Genomic DNA, 16118 nt, shown 5'->3' with positions numbered 1-16118 from the left:
GAACAAAACGCCCCGAGAACCTGCACGGCACGTTCGGCGTGTCGGACCAGGAGTACGACGGTTTCCTGGACGACACCTTCGGTCCCTCTCCCGAGGAGCGAGCCGAGGCTGCCGAGCAGCAGGGCGCTGAGGGCTGATGGGACTTGGAGACCTCACCAACTCGCTCCTGGGCGGCGCGGAGGACCTCTACGACGCGGGCAAGGAAAAGCTCGGCGCGGGCGTCGACTGGGCCACGGACAAACTGGGCGAAGGCCTGGACAAGGTCGGTGCGCACGACTGGGCCGACAGTGTGGCGGACTGGGGCGACGAGGTCGCCTCGGACCTTGGCGCCACCCCCGGCGAGCGGCAGCTCGGCCAGACCGAGGAGGCCAACGAGCTAGTCCACGGCGATCCGGACAAGATCCGCGAGAGTGCCAAGCACCTGAAGGATTTCCACGGCGCCTTCGACAGGGTGAATGCGGGACTGAAGAAGGTCGACTCCTCTGGCTGGCTGGCTGGCTGGCTGGCTGGCTGGCTGGCTGGGTGAGGGCGGCGACGCGTTCCGGGAGAAATTCGGCGTCCATCCCGCCAAGTGGGTACAGGCGTCCGAGGCGTGCGAGGCGGCGGCGGGAGCGCTGGAGTCGTACGCGGGTACCGTCAAGTGGGCGCAGGGCCAGGCCAAGGAGGCCGTGGAGCTCTACAAGAAGGGCGTGAAGGCGTCCAAGGACGCGGCCGACGCCTATATCGAGAAGGTCGACGCGTACAACGCCAGGATCAAGGCGAACGAGGACCCGGGGCCCAGGCCTGAACCGTTCAAGGACCCCGGCAAGGCCGACGTCAAGGCCGCCGCCGAGAAGCTCGCCGAAGCTCGCAAGCAGCGCAACACGGCCGCCTCCGAGGCGCAGGGCAGGGTGAAGGCGGCCCTCACGCACGCCCCCGCCGAACCACCGCCGCTGGAGCGCCTCGGCAACGACTTCGCGGACGGCTACCAGGCCGTCAACACCGAACTCACGCATGTCGTCGGCGGCGCTCTCAAGGGCACGGCCGGACTGCTCAATTTCGTCCGGGGCCTCAATCCCACCGACCCGTACAACCTCACCCACCCGGCCGCCTACCTGCAGAACGTGAACATGACGCTGGCCGGCCTGGTCTCCACCGCCTCACATCCCGAACGGGTCGTCCAGGCTGCCGTCGACGGCTTCAAGAAGGACCCCTCCGAGTTCGTCGGCCGCCTCATCCCTGAACTCATCGGCACCAAAGGCGCTGGGCCTCGCCCGCGGCGGACTGCGTTTGGCGGCGAAAGAGGGTTTGGAGTCGGCGGCGCAACGCGGAGTGCGTGAGGGCTTGGAGCGGCAGGCCGCCAGAGGTGCCGGGGACCCCATGCCCGAGCGTGCCGACGTCATGCAGGCGCTGCGTGACTCCAAACCGGAGGTCGTCAAGAAGGACTGGCCGGACACTGACGGCCGCTACTACGCGGACCGGGGTCTCGCCGGTGGCCGCGCGGACGGAGAGAAAGTCTTCGCCGTTCATGGCTACCTCACCCGCAACGCCGGCGACGTCGTGGTACCAGAGGGAACCAATATATCTTTCTACGTGCAACACGGAGACCCACTTCCGGGACTTAACGGGCTTACCGTTGAGCGAGGTGTCTACCCGGGAGGTTACGTGGAGACGTTCGGACCGGGAGACGTAATTCCGAACTACACGCTAGGGCCTCCTGCTCCAATGGGTGGCGGAGGTTTCAGTGTGTTTGAGAATTCGACGACCGTCGGCCAACGAGCCACGCTGCAAGATCTATTGGAGCCAGGCATGGGAAATGTTCACTGGGCGGCATGCCGCGAGATCAAGTAGGACGTCTCGACCTGTGAGGAGCCATACATGGATGCAGTAAAGAAGCGCGACTGGGTATTGACGGATGTGACACTCGTGATCAGTGGAGGAAGTCTTCAGCCCGGGATGACGTCCCTTCTCGGGCTGGAGCCCACTGGCGTGCGCAACCCGGGTCCCAGCAAATGGGCTCGGCCGGGCGACGTCGACGGACTGTGGAGTATCAGCTGCGACGAGCACGTCAGCCGGGACTTTCACGAGCAGATGAACAACATCCTTTCCATCATGGAAAGCAAGCGGACCGAGCTCGCGCAACTGGCCGGACGGGGGTATGAGGTGACCGTCGAAGTGTACGGATTCGCCGGGAACGACTGTACTCTCGCCCTCCAGCCGGAAGAACTCAAGCGAATCGCACTCCTGGGATTCCCTCTCCGGGTCGCGGCCAATATGAACGAACGCTGAAAGAACGGTCATGGAAACTGGAGCGAATTTGAAGCCGTGGGCTAACTTGAGCACGTCCCTGGTTGTCTCAGGTCGGGAAGTGGATTCCGCCCTTCTCTTTGCCGAGCTGCAACTCGCCGCCAGTCAGGAGTTCTCTTCGTCCGACGGTGTGGACATCTATTCCGGCCCCGGCTGGGCCACACTCACCGTTGACGAGCGGCACTCAGAAAGCGCCGACGAACAGGCCGTGGAACTCATCGGACTCCTCAGCCCCCGCAAACCGGCGCTCGACGCGCTGAAGGAAGCGGGCAAAACGGTGAAGGTCGATGTTTCAGGCATCGCCGAATCAGGTACAGGGCTCCACATCTCGCCAGCCGTTCTCGCAGGTCTTGCAGAGTTGGGAGTGCCTGTCACCTTTACGACGGTCCGGGAATCCGGGGAGGACGAGGAAGACCCACTCGCCTGGCTCGGCTGACTCCCCGGGTGGCTGAGCCCGGCTACGGCCTCATAATCTGCGGTCTTTGCCGAGTAGGGTGCTCTCCATGCCGACTCCGCACATAGGACGTGGTCTCGCGTGCTGCTGGCCAGCGTGGGAATGAGTTCCGGCTACGTCGCTACGCTCGTGAGGAAAGTGAGTATCTCGGCGGCAAGGTTTCCCATCTCCTCGCCGGCCGCGTGCACCGTGGTGGTCTTGATGTGCCACTCCTCGAACAGGGGCCGGTCGTGAATGCCCCAGGTCAGGTGGACATGGCCGCCCCAGTGGTGGATAACGTGCCTTAATACACAGGCTGGGAGTGGATGATGGTTTGGGTTGATCGGCTTGCGGCAGGGGTTTCGTGGCAGTCGAGGGAGCTGGAGATCTCGTGGAGCGAGATCGAGCAGCGTCTCGGCGTCGAACTTCCTGAGGACTTTAAGTCTTTCTGCCGGTGCTTCGGGGTCGGCCAGTTCAGTGGGTACCTTGAAGTTCATTCATCCTCCGGTGGAGATAATCTGGGAATCCTTGAAAGGTTGGACCGCTTCCGGCAAATTATGGAGCAGCATCCTGTAGTTCGAGGAGTTTACGAGCCGTATGGTCTCTTTCGCCCGGGTGAAGGAGGGCTGCTTCCTTGGGGAATCTCGGAGACGGCCGCCGAATTTTACTGGCTCGTTCGTTACGATATCCAGCCATGCGATTGGCCGGTCCTGGCGCGGCAGGAGGGTGGTGAATGGAAGGTGTATGAGATGACCATGTCTGAATTCACATACGAGATGCTTTTTGATGCAACGTTGAAGGGATTCGCCATTGCCGACCTGGTTCCAGATCCCTTCTATGATGCCGCTCCGTGAAGTAGGTGACGGCTTGTGGCGGGCAGAGGTCTCGACAGCCGACCTGTTGTTGCGGGCATCTGGGCGGCTCGGGAAACGGATCTTCCCGGATTGGCAAGACTGCTGTTCATGCCGGATGAACTCTGGGCACTGAGGCTTTTCAGTGTGGCGTCTGATCGGGCGACGACGTAGACGTACGCAAAGACAAGGCTCCCGTGTCGTTGAGGGAGGTGTTCGACGTCTCAACTCACTGGCACAGGAGACCTGTTGGTCTTCCATCCTGCCGCACTCGACCTGCCCCATGCCCTGGTCGAGTGGGTCACCATGCTCATCGTCACCCGCGAGGGTGACCGCTGCTGCAAGCTCCCGCCGCTCCAGCGTGCCGTGGTCGGTCTGGTGTACCTGCGCCGACACGACACTCTCGCCCAGATCGGCGCCGGCTTCGGCATCTCTGACGGCACGGCCCATGCCTACACCGCTGCGGTGATCCGCCTGCTCGTCGACCGTGCGCCCGGCCCGAGATGCGTGCTCGGTGTAGCCGACCCCGACTACGTCCTGCTCGACGGCACGCTCGCAGAGTGTGACCGAGTCGGCGACAGCCGGGCCGACTACTCCACAAGGGCCGCCACCCCGTAGGTAACGTGATCGTTAATACTCCAGCTGTAGATCGTGATCTTCAGACGTCCGGCAGCGTGGTCGAGCGGAGTTGATGCTACGCGTCGGCGATACCTTGACCGGAGTGAGCACTCACTCCGATACTTGCCTCCATGACGACCGCACCCAGTCGACGAAGAGCACCGGCGATGGACCCCGACAGCCGCCGGGAGATGATCATTCGTGCCGCGCTTCCGCTCGTGATCGAGCACGGCAGCGCGGTGACGACACGCCAGGTCGCCCGGGCCGCAGGCATCGGGGAGGGCACAATCTTCCGCGTCTTCGCGGACAAGGAGGAACTCCTGGACGCGTGCGTGACCGAGGCGCTCAGTCCGGCCCACGCCCTCGACGAACTCGCTCTGGTGTCTATGGATCAGCCGCTTGCCGACCGGCTGACCGAGGCTGCCTCGGCGCTGCACGCCCACCTGGACCGCGTCGGCGCGGTGGTCGGGGCGCTTCATGCGACGGGCGGGCGGGGACGAAGCGGTCGTCCCGGCAGCGCAGGGACCCCGCCTGATCGTGCGGCCGGTTCCCTGCCCGTTCGGGAGGCGCTGGCCGAACTCTTCGAGCCTGAGCGGGAGTCGCTGCGGTTGCCTCCCGAGCAGGCAGCATTGATCTTCCTGGGTTTCCTGTTCGTCGGGGCCGGCAGGCCGCAAACCGGAGGCGAGCCGACGGATCCGGCGCCGCAATTGGGAGTGCGCGACCTCGTCGACGTCTTCCTGCACGGCGTCCTGTCCCTGCCAGTCGAGATCTGAGAGACAGCGCATGTCCATCACGCTGAACCACACCATCGTCCCAGCCGTCGACAACGAGGCAGCAGCGCGCTTCTTCGCCTCCGTCATGGGACTGGACTATCGAGGCGCAGACCGGCATTTCGCGCCGGTGCAGGTCAACAATTCCCTGACGCTGGACTTCATGTCCGTCGAGAATCCGGTCGGCCACCACCTGGCCTTCGATGTGGATCCGTCGTCCTTCGATGGGATCCTTGCCCGGCTCAACTCCGCCGGGGTGCCCTATGGCAACGATCCCAGCGAGCCTGACAACGGCCGGATCGACCACCCGTTGTGCCCTCGCGGCCTGTACTTCACCGATGACGCCGGAAACCTCTTCGAGGTCATGTCCCCCAGGTAGGAGCCATCCGGCTTTGTCGGCGGCAATGGCCGGCGCGGGCTCGGGCTTGATGGCGGCGCCGCCAGGCGGACCAGCTGAGCCGGGCCGTGATCGGGTCGGACAGCGACAGTGATGAACAGGTGCTGGATCTCGTTGCAGGTCAGCGGGATCAGGTCGTCCGGTGTGGGGCGGTGTGCGTGTTCGTCGGCGCGGACGACGGCGAGAAATGCGTGGGCGAGCATGGCGAGGGTGACCCAGCGGGCCCAGGACGGGTAGCGGCGGACCTGGTGCTCGTCCAGCCCGGCCAGCCCTTTCTCACTTTGGAAGGTCTCCTCCACCCGCCATCTGGAACCTGCGTCCTTGACCAGAGTGGCCAAGGACGCCGGCGCGGTGGAGTGGCAGCGGTAGTAGGCGAGTTCACCTATGGTGCGGTTGCGGCGGATCAGCAGCCGGTGGCGGCCCGGTGCCGCATAGGTGAGGTCGATGACGGCTTCGCCCCGCCGGAAGGCAGCTTCTCCACGGCGAGGCGGATGACGGTGCCCTCGATGAGGGGCAACGGTCCGTCGTACTCGATCCAGGCCGCCCGCCGGGTCAGCCTCGGGTGCAACCGGTCCCATGCCCGCGCGGTTACCTTGCCGTAGAGGCGGGTGTCGGTGACCGTCACGGACTGCTCGATACCCCAGGTGGAGGGGGCGCCGAAAACGAACTCGCCGCCATGCTTGGGCGGCCGACCGCCTTTCGGATTGGCCAGGGCGAACCCTTTACGGGAGGGGGCCGGACGCCGCATCACCCGATCGAGCGGAGTCGGCCGAGGATCTCGACGGGCATGTCGGCCAGCAGGTGGGCGATGCGGGGCGCGTCGTATCCGGCGTCCAGCACGACCAGGACGTGCGGGTCGCCCGGCTTCCACTGGCCAGCCTCGACGAGTTGCTCGACGACCTCGCGGAGCCGGACGGTGGTCACCGCGGCGACGTCGGCTCCGGGCTCCAGGCGGACCGCGTCCAGCACCGCCGTCCACGATGTGCGGCCCGTCTCCAGCGCGGCCACGATCGAATACGGCCAGCCAGGCACCATCTGGTGTTTGCCCTCGCCCCGGCCGAAGGTGTGGCAAAAGGCCCGGTCAGGGCAGGTGCTGGCGTCTGGCCGCAGCCACGGCGAGACGTCCGCGGCCAGCACGATCCGGCCGTCCGCAGCCCTCGGTAGCGGCGTCGACACCAGGGCTCGACGCAGCGGGGCGAAGTCGATCTGCCCCCGGTTAAGGCATCGTTTCTTTTGGCGTGATCGTTCGTTGAACCGTGCATGACGGATCTGGTTGAGCGTTTGGTGCCGGACGAGTTGTGGGTGCTGTTTCGGCGGGTGGTGCCGCCAACGGAGGTGATACGTCCGCAGGGTGGTGGCCGGCGGCGGGCCGGTGACCGCGAGGCGCTGGCCGCGATCATCTTCGTGGCCACTTCGGGCTGCACCTGGCGGCAGCTCCCACCGGTGTTCGGTCCGAGTTGGCAGACGGTCTACCGACGGTTTGCTCAGTGGAGCCGGGCCCGCGTCTGGGCAAGGCTCCACCGTGTCGTCCTGGACGAACTCGGCGCCCGCGGCGAGCTCGGCTGGTCGCGGTGCGCGATCGACTCCGTCAGCCTCCGGGCAGCAAAAGGGGGCCACTGACCGGACCGAATCCGACCGACCGCGGCAAGCTGGGATCGAAAATTCACCTGATCACGGACCGGAACGGACTCCCACTGTCGCTGGGTATCTCGGCTGCCAACATGCACGACAGCCAGGGTCATCTTCAGCCGCTCGTGCGTGGCATCCCGCCTATTCGTTCTCCCCGCGGACCCCGTCGCCGCCGCCCGGCGAAGCTGCACGCCGACAAGGGCTACGACTATGACCACCTGCGCCGATGGCTCCGCAAGCGCGGCATCCGCCACCGCATAGCCCGCAAAGGGATTGAGTCCTCGCAGCGGCTCGGCCGCCACCGATGGGTTGTTGAGAGGACCGTTTCCTGGCTCGCCGGCTGCCGTCGGCTCCACCGCCGCTACGAACGCAAGGCAGAACATTTCCTCGCCTTCGCCGGCATAGCCGCAGCCCTCATCTGTCACCGCCGACTCGTCCGTGTGGACGGGCATCACCAGTCAGTGTGAGGCTCCGACACTGCTGACCCAGACACCGAAGGGCCTGATCTCCGGCTCGGTCTCGGTCTCGGTCTGCTCCGAGAGGCTCTGCACGTCGTCCAGGTCCGACCGGGCGATGAAGCCTGGCTCGCTGTCGGCCAGAAATTCCTCGACGACCGAGCCGAGGTCGTCGGAAGCCACATAGCTACCGCTGAACGGCAACGCATCCGGGGGCACAGAACCGGTCGAGCACCGAAGCTGTCCTGCCTGCTTGTCGTGCCACACATAGAACGTCGCCGGCCCGGAGAAGCGCAGATCGCGAATGCGTTCCCGGATGGCAGCAGCAGTCCGCTCGAAGGCCGCCACCACCTCGGCGACGGACAACGAACTCCTGTCCTCGTCAGCCGCCCCCAGCGACCAGGTGTTGGTCTCCCACTCCACCCGCCGGTCAGCCGGCTCCAGCACCAGAGGCTCGTCCGCCACCTCAGCAATCCACGTCAACAGCACCACAGCAGTATCCCTGCACAGCTCGACCCGAGAACCGCCAAAAGAAACGACCTCTAAGGCCGCCGTAGAGAGCCCCGTGCCCGCGGCGATGTTCCAGGGCGAGCGCCAGGTCGACGAGCGTCCGCACCGGCCCGTCTGTGCACAACGGGGCGTCGCATAACTCGAACAGTGCGTCGCCCCGGGCGATCAGACACGCGTACAACTCCGCCCGGAAGCCTGACACTTCCGCGAACGCGTCCCGCAGGACACCCGGGTACTCCAGACTCACGACCACGGCCTTCGTACTGTTCCTCTGCCTCTGTGACGGAGCAAGGGATCAGACGGAGGCCGCCCTCACGTCCGCTGTGCGAAAACACCGACCAAGTTCGAGCCGCGTTCGACACCGGACCTTAGATGACAAGCTCAGACGCTGTGTCTGAGCCCTGCATGACAAGGTGAGAGGGGCGTCCTCGAAGGTCAGCGCTGTGAGCGTGCGTGGGCCGCGAGACGATCATGCAGTTCGGAGTGCCGAAACTGGTAGACGGGGCCGACTGCACGCAGCAGGCCTAGCTGGTGTGCCTCGTTGAGAAACGGCATCAGCCGCCGGGGCAGGGTTCGCCGGTATGCGAGCCAAGCAGTCACCATCAGATATTTCAGCCAGGCACGGTGCTTGCTGACCACCAGGCTGGTGAACAACCCGGCCGTGACCCCGAGCACGAGCCAGAACCCTGTCCAACCAACGAGACCGATCAGGCCGCCGAGGAACGCTCCAAAGCTTCCAAGAACAGCTGGCCGCAGGAGGTTGAGCGTTCTGTCACTGCGCCAGGTGACCATCGGGGTGCTGGCCCTGTCGTTCCTAACCTCCCAGGTCGGCAACCATGCCGCTGGGGCGAGGAATAACAGTGCTACAGAACCACCCAGGAGCAGGATGCTCCCATAGAGGAAGGCCACCAGTGCGATACCGACGATGCAACCCACGACCAAGACGATCAGGAACTTAAAGACATAGTCGAGTAAGTCTGCTACAAGGCCTACCAGAACGGCGATCAAGGCCAATGCCCCCAACAGACTGGCCCAACGCTTCACGCGCCGAAGGAAGCGTGACAGCTCGACCGACAAGTCAGCCCTCATGCCGGCCCAGAGGCTGGTCGGCGTGTCTCCGTCGAGTGCTTCGGTCAGGAGTTCACCCAGGCGGCCTGCTCTGATCCGTGGGAACCAGCCGCGACGCGTCAACTCAGCGTGGCCGGGATCGTCGCACTGCCAGGCGATAGCGGGGACTGTGTCGGTATCGGCTTCGCTCACGCGGACGTGAGCAGGAAGAGCAAAGGCTGCGCTAAGGGTTATGAATCCGGCGATGGAGCCCCCAATGGCCCCGGTCATAAGGCCGGTGATGGTTCCGGCGACGCTCCCCAGCCCGACTCCAACGAGGAGGTGGTAGGCAAGCCACAAGGCGTCCGGATCGGCGAAGTGGCAGGCCAGGTGCCACCATGCGAAGTTGCGGGTGCCGCTCTGCTCGCCGCAGGCCGGAATGCGATGGAGGCGATCGGCGATACGGCCGAGCCACAGCGCGGTCTCCTCTGCGTCACGGCAGTGGCGCAGTTGACGGGAGCGGTGCTCCTTGCAGGCGCGGATGATCTGCGGAATCAGCTGGTCGAACAGATGGCCGCGCAGCGCGGCGGCAGTGGGAAAGCGGGTTGAGTCGAGGAGTTCGACCGGGTCGGCGGCGGTGTCGACGTATGTTTTGAGCACGAGCCACAGCCCGAGAGGCGTGGCGGTCGCCTCGGCCAGGCGTGGCGCTCGTCCATCGCTCAGCCGGAGCAGGACGTCCTGCCATGCAGAGGGAACTGGGGACAGGCAGGCGCGCAGATGGGCGGCTGCGTCGGCGGGGGACAGCGGCTCGGGTTCGATCACGGTGGCAGAGGCCAGGACATGCGCGTCGGCGACTGCCAGGGCGTACTCGTCCTTGCGACACGTCAAGATCAACTGGTCCTTGGGCCCCAAGGACCTTTTCAGCGCGGCGAGGATCGCAACGCGTGCGGCCGGAGGCACCTCGTCCAGTCCGTCAAGCACAGGCAGCACGTCTCCCCGGTCGACCAGCGCCCGGCACGTCTCCAGCCCTCCGCCTCTTCTGCGGAGCGACGGATACCCTTCAGTCAGCCGGACGGCCAGCCAGTCCTGGAATCGAGGGTGTACGGCAGGGTCCCACCTGTCCACCGGCAGGAGCACAGGAACCGGTTCGTCCCCGCGCCGCTCACGCAACAGCTCGCAGAGCAACTGAGTGGCCAAGGTGGTCTTGCCTGCTCCTGGGCCGCCGAGCACAACCAGGCGACGGCGTCGCAGCTCGCGGAACCCCTCGGCCAGTTCCGCTAGCCGGTCACTCGACCCTCTCCAGGCGACCGTCCCGTCAGCGGCGACGGCGGGGTCCGTCAGCGCCGGATCGGAGATCAGTCTCCAGCGAACCGGCATGGGGCGGTCCAGCTCCCGGATGCGTTCCTCCTCCCACCACTCATCGGACACCATCCCCGCCAACCGCTCCTTGACCGTGGCTACTGGGCCCGGCGCGGTTGATTCTGAGGGCAGACCACTACGCCACCACGCCCACAGGGACACGGCCAGCGCCGGGAATGTCAATGCCGTGGCGACCACCCCGGCCACGACCCCCCCGATCTCAGGCCCTTTCAACAGCGCCACGACCACAGAGATCGCGAGCCCGACGAGCATCGCCAGGCCGGCCAGCAGGACGGTGGTACGCCCCCACGCGGCACGCCGCGACCGAAAATCCCCCGACATACGGGTATTGTGCCCGCGCACCATGCGGCTTCGGGCGAGAAGCCGATACTGGTTCACGAATCAAACGCTTGTCACTTATGACCGATCGGGAAGAAGGGATGAAGGGGTGCGAGTTTCGGCCTGCCGTACGGTGCATGGGCAGGGACGTCTCCCGGTTGCGGTTGGTTGGAGCCACGGCTGACGATTCAGGACCGCAGTTGTACAGGGGGTGCGGTGATCCTCCTATGCCCGCGGCGCAGGGGGCGGCGGTGTTCTGCTCGTCAGCGTGCCGTTCGCGACACTGGCACCGGATGTGGCGCACGAGACTTCGTGCAGGTTGCCCGACCAGCTCGCCCCCGTGCCGCTCAGCGCGTCGAACAGGTGCCGTCGGGTGACGTCGGTGATGGTCGCCGATGGTCCTGCGTGGATGCCGCCCCTGAAGCGGCCGATGACGGTGTCGGGGGTAACGGTGCGGAGCAGGGACGTGCCCGTCACACTCTCGGTGCGGGCGCGGGAGAAGAGGTCCAGATCGAAGGAGATGTCGTTGAGAGCCCGCAGGACGGTGCGCTGCAGCTCGGGACCCAGCTCGCGCAGCTGTTCGTAGTAGGTGTCCCTCAGTCCGAGCGAGAAGAAGTCTCCGTCCAGGGTCTCGAAGTCGTCCGGTAGCGGCGTCCTGGCCGGTGCTGTCATGCCGAACTGGCCGATCTTGACCGCACCGATCTCCCTGACTTCGCCGCCTGGATCGACACAGAGCAGCTAACAACACCCCGTGGTGGGGTCTGCCCACCAGACCGTGTGGTTGCATCCGATGGGGGGATGGTGGAGGAACCAGAGTTCGATGTGCTGTTGGCCTCGAGCGGAGGCCGGGGGCTCGTCCTTGTCCGGGCGATTCGGTCAGTGACTGGGCTGAGCGAGTAGCGAAGCAAGCAGCTGCTTGAAGCCGCTCCGACGACGCTTGTGGATCGGACTGGAGGCTGGCCAGCAGCCGGTGAAGGACCCAGTACCCAGTTGATCAGCGAGGCCGCGCCAGGCGTTCCTGGAGGCGGGCGTGCCGGAACTGGTACACCGGGCCGGTCGCCCGGAGCAGGTTGCGGCGGCGGGCGTCCTCCAGGAACGCCATCAGGCGCACCGGGGTGCCCTCGCGGGCGGAGAGCTGAAGGGCGGTGGCGGCGGTGGCGACGGCCGTGTTGCAGACTGGGCCGGCCATGACGGCCGTCAGCAGCGCACTCGAGAACGCGGCCAGCGCGCCCAGGGGCGAGCCCAAGAACCAGGCCACCAGGGGTCCGGCCAGCAGTCCCACCGCGACCCCGGTCAACAGGCCGAGGACGAGGCGCAGTCCGAGGTGGTGCCGCCACACATCCCTGGGCCCGACCGAACGGGTGTCCTGCAACGGTGGGCGGTTGTAGTGCTCCCGTACGTCGTCGTACCAGGAGCCCGCACCGGCGGACAGGAGCGGCACGCCCGCCACGATCTGGTGGCCGCGGCCCGTCACCAGCATCCCGGTGTATCCGAGCGGCAGGGTGGTGAGGAAGCAGAGCCACGCGGGTCCCGGCAGCAAGGGGGCGCTCAGTGTCGCCGCGGTGCCGAGGACCAGCCACTCCACCACGCCTGAGACGATCGCTCCCGGAGTGAAGATGTCCCGCCAGCCGGCACTCTGCAACGGCTGCGGATCACTGAGTTCCGCGAAGCGGTCGCCGGCCACCCAGCCGCCCAGGACCGCGCCCGGGACCGCGAGCAGCACGGTGGACAGAGTGGGGGAGGCCAGCCACATCACGACGAACGTAGGCACCCCGCACACCACGCTGACTAGCGCCCACATGGCGAGCCGTCTGGGCCGGACCTCAGCCCACCCCGTGATGTGCCACCATCGCAGGTTCCGGCTCCCCTCGTCGGCGAGGCGCCGCGCGACGAACCGCAGGGCCCGCTCCGCCGTCTCTGCGGACCAGCTTGGGGCGGGGGTGCCGAGCCGCGGGGTGTAGGCGGCGGTGACGGCGTGGTCCAGCAGATGGTTCTCGACCTCGGTGGACGTGTTGAAGCGGGCGCTGTCGAGGAGTTCATCCACCGGACCGTCGTCGGCGTAGATGTCCCGCACCAGGGTGATCGCCAGCGGCTTGGCGAGGGCGCGGGCTACCGCGCTGTCAGGAGCGTGCAGCAGCCGGTCGGTGAGCGCCCGCCACGCGGCGGGCGCCGGATCGGGCAGCTGGTCGAGCAGGTATGTGGTGGCCTCGACCGACTCGACGGGTTGGATCTCCAGCGCCACGGCGCTGCCCAGCCGGGCCGACCTCTTCGCGGTCAGTACGGCCTCCAGCGCCCGAGAGACCAGCACCAGCCGGCACGGAGCCTGCGACAGCGCGGTCACCATCGCGCCTCGCAGCTTGTTGCCGTCGACCTCGTCGAGCCCGTCCAGGAACAGTGCCACCCGTCCTGACTCCAGGAGCTGCCGGGCCCGCCCACGCCCGCCCCGCCCAGCGAACAGCGTGTACTCCCGGGACAGCCGTTGCGCCGCCCACTCCGTCGGCTTCTCCCGGGCCGGGTCCCAGCCGTCGAGCGTCAGCAGCACCGGAACCGGGACTCGCGCCCGCTCCTTCGCACTGAGGTCCGGCCGGGCGCGGTGGCGCAGCGCGGCCAGCAGCAGCAGCACCGCGGTGGCCGTCTTGCCCACCGCTGGCGTACCCAGCAGAAGCAGCCGGCCCGAGGCCAACCCGCCGTAAACGGCGTGTAGTTCGTCCAGTCCGCCGCCGGCCCGCAGCCGCTCCCGGGTCACCGCCGCCAGGCCGGGCAGCGGTTCGAACCGGGCCCACCGACCTTTGGCGGTCGCCGCGCCCAAGGAGCCTGACAGGTCCCGGCCGGTCACCCGCCAGCGCGGCGGCAGCGGGGGCGGCTCCATCAGCTGCCGCAGCCCGGCCTCTTCCTGCCACTGCGTCCACACAGCGCGAGCCAGCTCGTCGGCTGAGGCATCCAGCGGGGACGGGGGCTCGGAGCCGTGGTGGTGATGTACGTGCTGCGTGCTGCCGGCGCCGGTCTGCAGTGCGACCGGCCCGTGGAAGGCGTTGCCGCTCACCCCGTCCGGCCCGGGAGCGGACCCGCTCATCCCGCCGCCCCGAAGCGAATGTCCTGGGTGCAGCGCGCGCCCGTCTGGAAGGCGACCGGCCCGCGAAAGGTGTTCCCGGACACCGCCCCGCCGGTCTCATCGGCCGCGGCCCGCGCCCGCAGCGCGACAAGCCCGGCCAGCAGCTCGTCCCGCTCCGCCGCTGCCACACTCTCCAGCAGCGCGGCGAACTCCACGCGCCACACGCGTGCCTGCACCTCGCGCTGCCACTCCCGTTCCCCCTTGTCCTCGCCCGACGCCAGCCTGGCGGCGGTACGGTCCAGCTGCTCCAGCGCCTCACCCTCCCGGTCCGGGTCACCGCGGCCGACCAGCCGGGCGCACCGTGTCCGGAACGACGCCCACAGGTCCGAACCGGCGGCCTCCACCACCGCGATACCCCCGGCCGCGGCGGCCGCCGTCATTACCTCGTCAAGCATCGTCAAACCCCCCAGTCCAGCCTTACCGTCCTGAACATCCTGAATCAGGACAGGGACCCTAGCGCGGCGCGCACTCGAGCCAGATGGTTTTCGCGATTCCCGGACCGGGCACCACGCCCCACTTGACGACCACGGCGGGTACCGAGCCCCGTCAACTGGCAGCCGCTGGCACGAGCCACGACGACAAGCTTGCTTCGTGTCGTTGCTGCGTATGTGCGCGTGCTCTGGCTGAGGCGGCGAGTGCCAGCTCGCTTGTGGACGGTTTGGGGACTCATTTTCGCTTCGCCTACAGCTATGAGGCCGGGGCGAGTGAGAAGCGGTGCGGTCGTGGGGCAACAGTCTTCCCACTCTCGCCCACACCCTGCTCGGAGCGCTCGCAGTCAACCTGCTCAATGAGCAGCAGGTGGCCTACTCGCTGGTGATGCGCGGGGTGAGGGAGGCCAAGCAGTCCGATTCCAGGGAAGTCATCGTCGTGACCGGCGGGCCCGGCCGGCCGGTCGCCGATGTCCGGAGTTCTCGGCGGCGTCGCGGTGTTACTCACTTTCGAGTGATGGCCGGGTCGGCCCGCAGCGTGGCTGCAGGGTGAGGCAGGGCGTCCCGGCCAGCGCCCGCAAGGATGCCTGCCCTGACAGGGCGTCAACGTCATGCATGCGCGGCATAAATGGACGATGCATTCAAAAATTACAGGAATACGGTCAATAAGTAATATAGCCTATTTTTCCGTGCCAATTCCTGCGCTGGGCGGACAGAGTGTGGGTGTGCTGCCGGTCCGGTCGCCACCCGTACACCGCACCGACTTCCACGCCGGCCGCGTGTGCCGCCGGCGGGAGGGTGCCCGCGCCATCAGGGGGATTCCTTGACCGCTTCTGCAACTGCCCGTCGCCTGGCCGCTGCCGCGCTCGCCGCCGGTGCTCTGGTCTCGGTGGCGGCGCTGCCCGCGACGGCGGCCGACCACGCCCGCCCGCACCACCCGAAGGAGGAGATCTCGGACGTCCAGTACGACTCTCCGGGGCGCGACGACCGCTCGAACCGCTCGCTGAACAAGGATTAACTACTTGCCCGCGGTGTTCACGTGCTGCCCTGCGCTCGGTTCTACTGGGCCGAGCCGGCGCTCGGTTCACACCTCATCCGGCTCTCGTTGGCGCGACCGTTCGATCTCGTCGCAACCGGAGCGCGGGAGTTAGCGCAGGCGTACCGCGCGCTTGTCTGACTCAGCCTCAAAGGCACTGGTCGCTCTCCAACGCACGATCTGGTACCTGTCTGCAGTTGATGAAACCTGTGTCGTCGAGGATGAGTACCCCGCCGCCTTCGCCGAGGTTCTCGGCGATTCCAGCGATCCTCCGCATCTTGCCGGTCCGAGACGGCGGCGACGTGCTCGCTGTCGGCAGGTCGCTCCGAAGTAGCGGGCCGGGCGGCCAGTGGGCCGGGCGTCGAGCCGGGCCCCGCACTGCTCGCACCGTGGCGCCGCGTGAAGCGTGCCGGGCACGTCACGAACACCCGTCCTTCCGTGACGGATCCGGGACTTCGCAGGCTCTCCAGCGCCAGGCGCACCATGCGAGTGCCGCTGTTCCGGTCGCGGTGGGCGCCCCGTATCGTCGCGCACCCGACGGTGAGCGCGGCGACATCGTCCGCGCTGACGTCAGTGTGCGGACCCCGCCGGCCTGTTGGGCTGGGCGGAGCAGTTCGTCGAGTGCCTGGCGGAACCGTCGCGCCGACGCGGCCAGGCTCAGGCGCGGCAGGCCGCCGCACGGGCTGCTCTTGCCTGTGAGGTACGTGTATGGGCTGTTCGGCCTCATCGGCCATGCCCTCCACATCGACCTCCATGACCACGCAGGCCTCGCCGACGACGTCCGGGACCTGTACGCGGAAGCAGGAGGGGCCTCGCCGCATCTGAAGGAGTGAGTCCGCGGCTGGTGC

The 16118-nt window shown here is 67.1% G+C and carries 16 protein-coding genes and 5 pseudogenes; 12 read left to right on the top strand and 9 right to left on the bottom strand.

All coding sequences use genetic code 11. The annotated features are described in order from the left end of the window. Positions 1 to 136: 136 nt before the first annotated feature. The 5 genes from OG736_RS04530 to OG736_RS04510 are packed head-to-tail and all read left to right on the top strand — an operon-like array spanning position 137 to position 2722. Positions 137 to 526: a putative T7SS-secreted protein gene (locus OG736_RS04530; RefSeq protein WP_327181259.1), complete on the top strand. Its 390-nt coding sequence runs from the start codon at positions 137 to 139 to the stop codon at positions 524 to 526. Continuing rightward, complete coding sequence (locus OG736_RS04525) at positions 483 to 1319, top strand: putative T7SS-secreted protein (protein WP_327187516.1); 837 nt, start codon at positions 483 to 485, stop codon at positions 1317 to 1319. Before OG736_RS04530 ends, OG736_RS04525 begins: the two co-directional genes overlap by 44 nt. Positions 1320 to 1359: 40 nt before the next feature. Then, positions 1360 to 1830 (top strand): putative adhesin, encoded by a 471-nt coding sequence (locus OG736_RS04520; protein ID WP_327181258.1) that lies wholly within the window; start codon positions 1360 to 1362, stop codon positions 1828 to 1830. A 27-nt stretch (positions 1831 to 1857) separates the two neighbouring features. After that, positions 1858 to 2268, top strand: coding sequence for a DUF4279 domain-containing protein (locus OG736_RS04515; RefSeq protein ID WP_327181257.1), 411 nt, complete (start codon positions 1858 to 1860; stop codon positions 2266 to 2268). A gap of 10 nt (positions 2269 to 2278) precedes the next feature. Further along, positions 2279 to 2722: a DUF4279 domain-containing protein gene (locus OG736_RS04510; protein WP_327181256.1), complete on the top strand. Its 444-nt coding sequence runs from the start codon at positions 2279 to 2281 to the stop codon at positions 2720 to 2722. Positions 2723 to 2853: 131 nt separating this feature from the next. Here the strand turns inward: OG736_RS04510 and OG736_RS04505 are convergent, their stop codons facing one another. Beyond that, positions 2854 to 3216 (bottom strand): DUF6228 family protein, encoded by a 363-nt coding sequence (locus OG736_RS04505; RefSeq protein ID WP_327181255.1) that lies wholly within the window; start codon positions 3214 to 3216, stop codon positions 2854 to 2856. Here OG736_RS04505 and OG736_RS04500 point away from each other — a divergent pair. From OG736_RS04500 to OG736_RS04485, 4 genes and pseudogenes are all read left to right on the top strand, one after another. Beyond that, positions 3100 to 3573 (top strand): SMI1/KNR4 family protein, encoded by a 474-nt coding sequence (locus OG736_RS04500; protein WP_327187515.1) that lies wholly within the window; start codon positions 3100 to 3102, stop codon positions 3571 to 3573. The two genes, OG736_RS04505 and OG736_RS04500, sit on opposite strands and share 117 nt — an antisense overlap. 246 nt (positions 3574 to 3819) lie before the next feature. Next, positions 3820 to 4173: pseudogene (locus tag OG736_RS04495) on the top strand (helix-turn-helix domain-containing protein); the annotation flags it as partial. Positions 4174 to 4319: 146 nt separating this feature from the next. Beyond that, a complete protein-coding gene (locus OG736_RS04490) occupies positions 4320 to 4961 on the top strand; it encodes a TetR/AcrR family transcriptional regulator (protein ID WP_327181254.1) in 642 nt (213 codons plus the stop codon). Between the two features lie 10 nt (positions 4962 to 4971). Next, positions 4972 to 5337: a VOC family protein gene (locus OG736_RS04485; RefSeq protein WP_327181253.1), complete on the top strand. Its 366-nt coding sequence runs from the start codon at positions 4972 to 4974 to the stop codon at positions 5335 to 5337. Here the strand turns inward: OG736_RS04485 and OG736_RS04480 are convergent. Together OG736_RS04480 and OG736_RS04475 are read right to left on the bottom strand one after the other, a co-directional pair. After that, positions 5321 to 5807, bottom strand: a pseudogene (locus tag OG736_RS04480) (IS701 family transposase); the annotation flags it as partial. The gene OG736_RS04485 and the pseudogene OG736_RS04480 overlap by 17 nt on opposite strands. A gap of 8 nt (positions 5808 to 5815) precedes the next feature. Further along, positions 5816 to 6576 (bottom strand): annotated as a pseudogene (locus OG736_RS04475) (transposase); the annotation flags it as partial. Between the two features lie 39 nt (positions 6577 to 6615). On the opposite strand from OG736_RS04475, the gene OG736_RS04470 reads away from it, so the two are divergent. After that, positions 6616 to 7451, top strand: a protein-coding gene (locus tag OG736_RS04470) for an IS5 family transposase (protein WP_442817157.1) whose coding sequence is annotated in 2 segments (ribosomal slippage) — positions 6616 to 6973 and positions 6973 to 7451 — 837 coding nt in all. Because the reading frame shifts where the segments join, the coding sequence is not laid out codon by codon here. Here OG736_RS04470 and OG736_RS04465 read toward each other — a convergent pair. The 6 genes and pseudogenes from OG736_RS04465 to OG736_RS04440 form a co-directional block, all read right to left on the bottom strand. After that, on the bottom strand, positions 7443 to 7931 hold the full coding sequence (locus OG736_RS04465) for a hypothetical protein (protein WP_327181252.1): 489 nt from the start codon (positions 7929 to 7931) through the stop codon (positions 7443 to 7445). The two genes, OG736_RS04470 and OG736_RS04465, sit on opposite strands and share 9 nt — an antisense overlap. 43 nt (positions 7932 to 7974) lie before the next feature. Then, positions 7975 to 8196 (bottom strand): annotated as a pseudogene (locus OG736_RS04460) (NF041680 family putative transposase); the annotation flags it as partial. A gap of 188 nt (positions 8197 to 8384) precedes the next feature. After that, positions 8385 to 10754: an NACHT domain-containing protein gene (locus OG736_RS04455; RefSeq protein WP_327181251.1), complete on the bottom strand. Its 2370-nt coding sequence runs from the start codon at positions 10752 to 10754 to the stop codon at positions 8385 to 8387. A gap of 165 nt (positions 10755 to 10919) precedes the next feature. After that, positions 10920 to 11366: a hypothetical protein gene (locus OG736_RS04450; RefSeq protein WP_327181250.1), complete on the bottom strand. Its 447-nt coding sequence runs from the start codon at positions 11364 to 11366 to the stop codon at positions 10920 to 10922. A 322-nt stretch (positions 11367 to 11688) separates the two neighbouring features. After that, positions 11689 to 13767, bottom strand: a complete 2079-nt coding sequence (locus OG736_RS04445) for an NACHT domain-containing protein (protein WP_327181249.1) — start codon at positions 13765 to 13767, stop codon at positions 11689 to 11691. Beyond that, positions 13764 to 14201 (bottom strand): hypothetical protein, encoded by a 438-nt coding sequence (locus OG736_RS04440; protein ID WP_327181248.1) that lies wholly within the window; start codon positions 14199 to 14201, stop codon positions 13764 to 13766. Before OG736_RS04440 ends, OG736_RS04445 begins: the two co-directional genes overlap by 4 nt. 856 nt (positions 14202 to 15057) lie before the next feature. Between OG736_RS04440 and OG736_RS04435 the strand changes: the two are divergent. Both OG736_RS04435 and OG736_RS04430 read left to right on the top strand, forming a co-directional pair. Further along, positions 15058 to 15249 (top strand): annotated as a pseudogene (locus OG736_RS04435) (lamin tail domain-containing protein); the annotation flags it as partial. 716 nt (positions 15250 to 15965) lie between these two features. After that, on the top strand, positions 15966 to 16103 hold the full coding sequence (locus OG736_RS04430; RefSeq protein WP_327181247.1) for a hypothetical protein: 138 nt from the start codon (positions 15966 to 15968) through the stop codon (positions 16101 to 16103). Positions 16104 to 16118: the final 15 nt, after the last annotated feature.

The organism is Streptomyces sp. NBC_01334 (assembly GCF_035983595.1).
Classification (GTDB): Bacteria; Actinomycetota; Actinomycetes; order Streptomycetales; family Streptomycetaceae; genus Streptomyces; species Streptomyces coriariae.
Note: the sequence above shows the minus strand (reverse complement) of the source record. Positions and strands in the feature narration are given on the sequence as shown.

Bases quoted from the DNA above. Each gene is read 5' to 3' on its own strand.
- OG736_RS04530 (WP_327181259.1), top strand. From the start codon at position 137: ATGGGACTTGGAGACCTCACCAACTCGCTCCTGGGCGGCGCGGAGGAC.
- OG736_RS04490 (WP_327181254.1), top strand. From the start codon at position 4,320: ATGACGACCGCACCCAGTCGACGAAGAGCACCGGCGATGGACCCCGAC.
- OG736_RS04505 (WP_327181255.1), bottom strand. From the start codon at position 3,216: ATGAACTTCAAGGTACCCACTGAACTGGCCGACCCCGAAGCACCGGCA.
- OG736_RS04515 (WP_327181257.1), top strand. From the start codon at position 1,858: ATGGATGCAGTAAAGAAGCGCGACTGGGTATTGACGGATGTGACACTC.
- OG736_RS04520 (WP_327181258.1), top strand. From the start codon at position 1,360: ATGCCCGAGCGTGCCGACGTCATGCAGGCGCTGCGTGACTCCAAACCG.
- OG736_RS04450 (WP_327181250.1), bottom strand. From the start codon at position 11,366: ATGACAGCACCGGCCAGGACGCCGCTACCGGACGACTTCGAGACCCTG.
- OG736_RS04510 (WP_327181256.1), top strand. From the start codon at position 2,279: ATGGAAACTGGAGCGAATTTGAAGCCGTGGGCTAACTTGAGCACGTCC.
- OG736_RS04440 (WP_327181248.1), bottom strand. From the start codon at position 14,201: ATGCTTGACGAGGTAATGACGGCGGCCGCCGCGGCCGGGGGTATCGCG.
- OG736_RS04445 (WP_327181249.1), bottom strand. From the start codon at position 13,767: ATGAGCGGGTCCGCTCCCGGGCCGGACGGGGTGAGCGGCAACGCCTTC.
- OG736_RS04485 (WP_327181253.1), top strand. From the start codon at position 4,972: ATGTCCATCACGCTGAACCACACCATCGTCCCAGCCGTCGACAACGAG.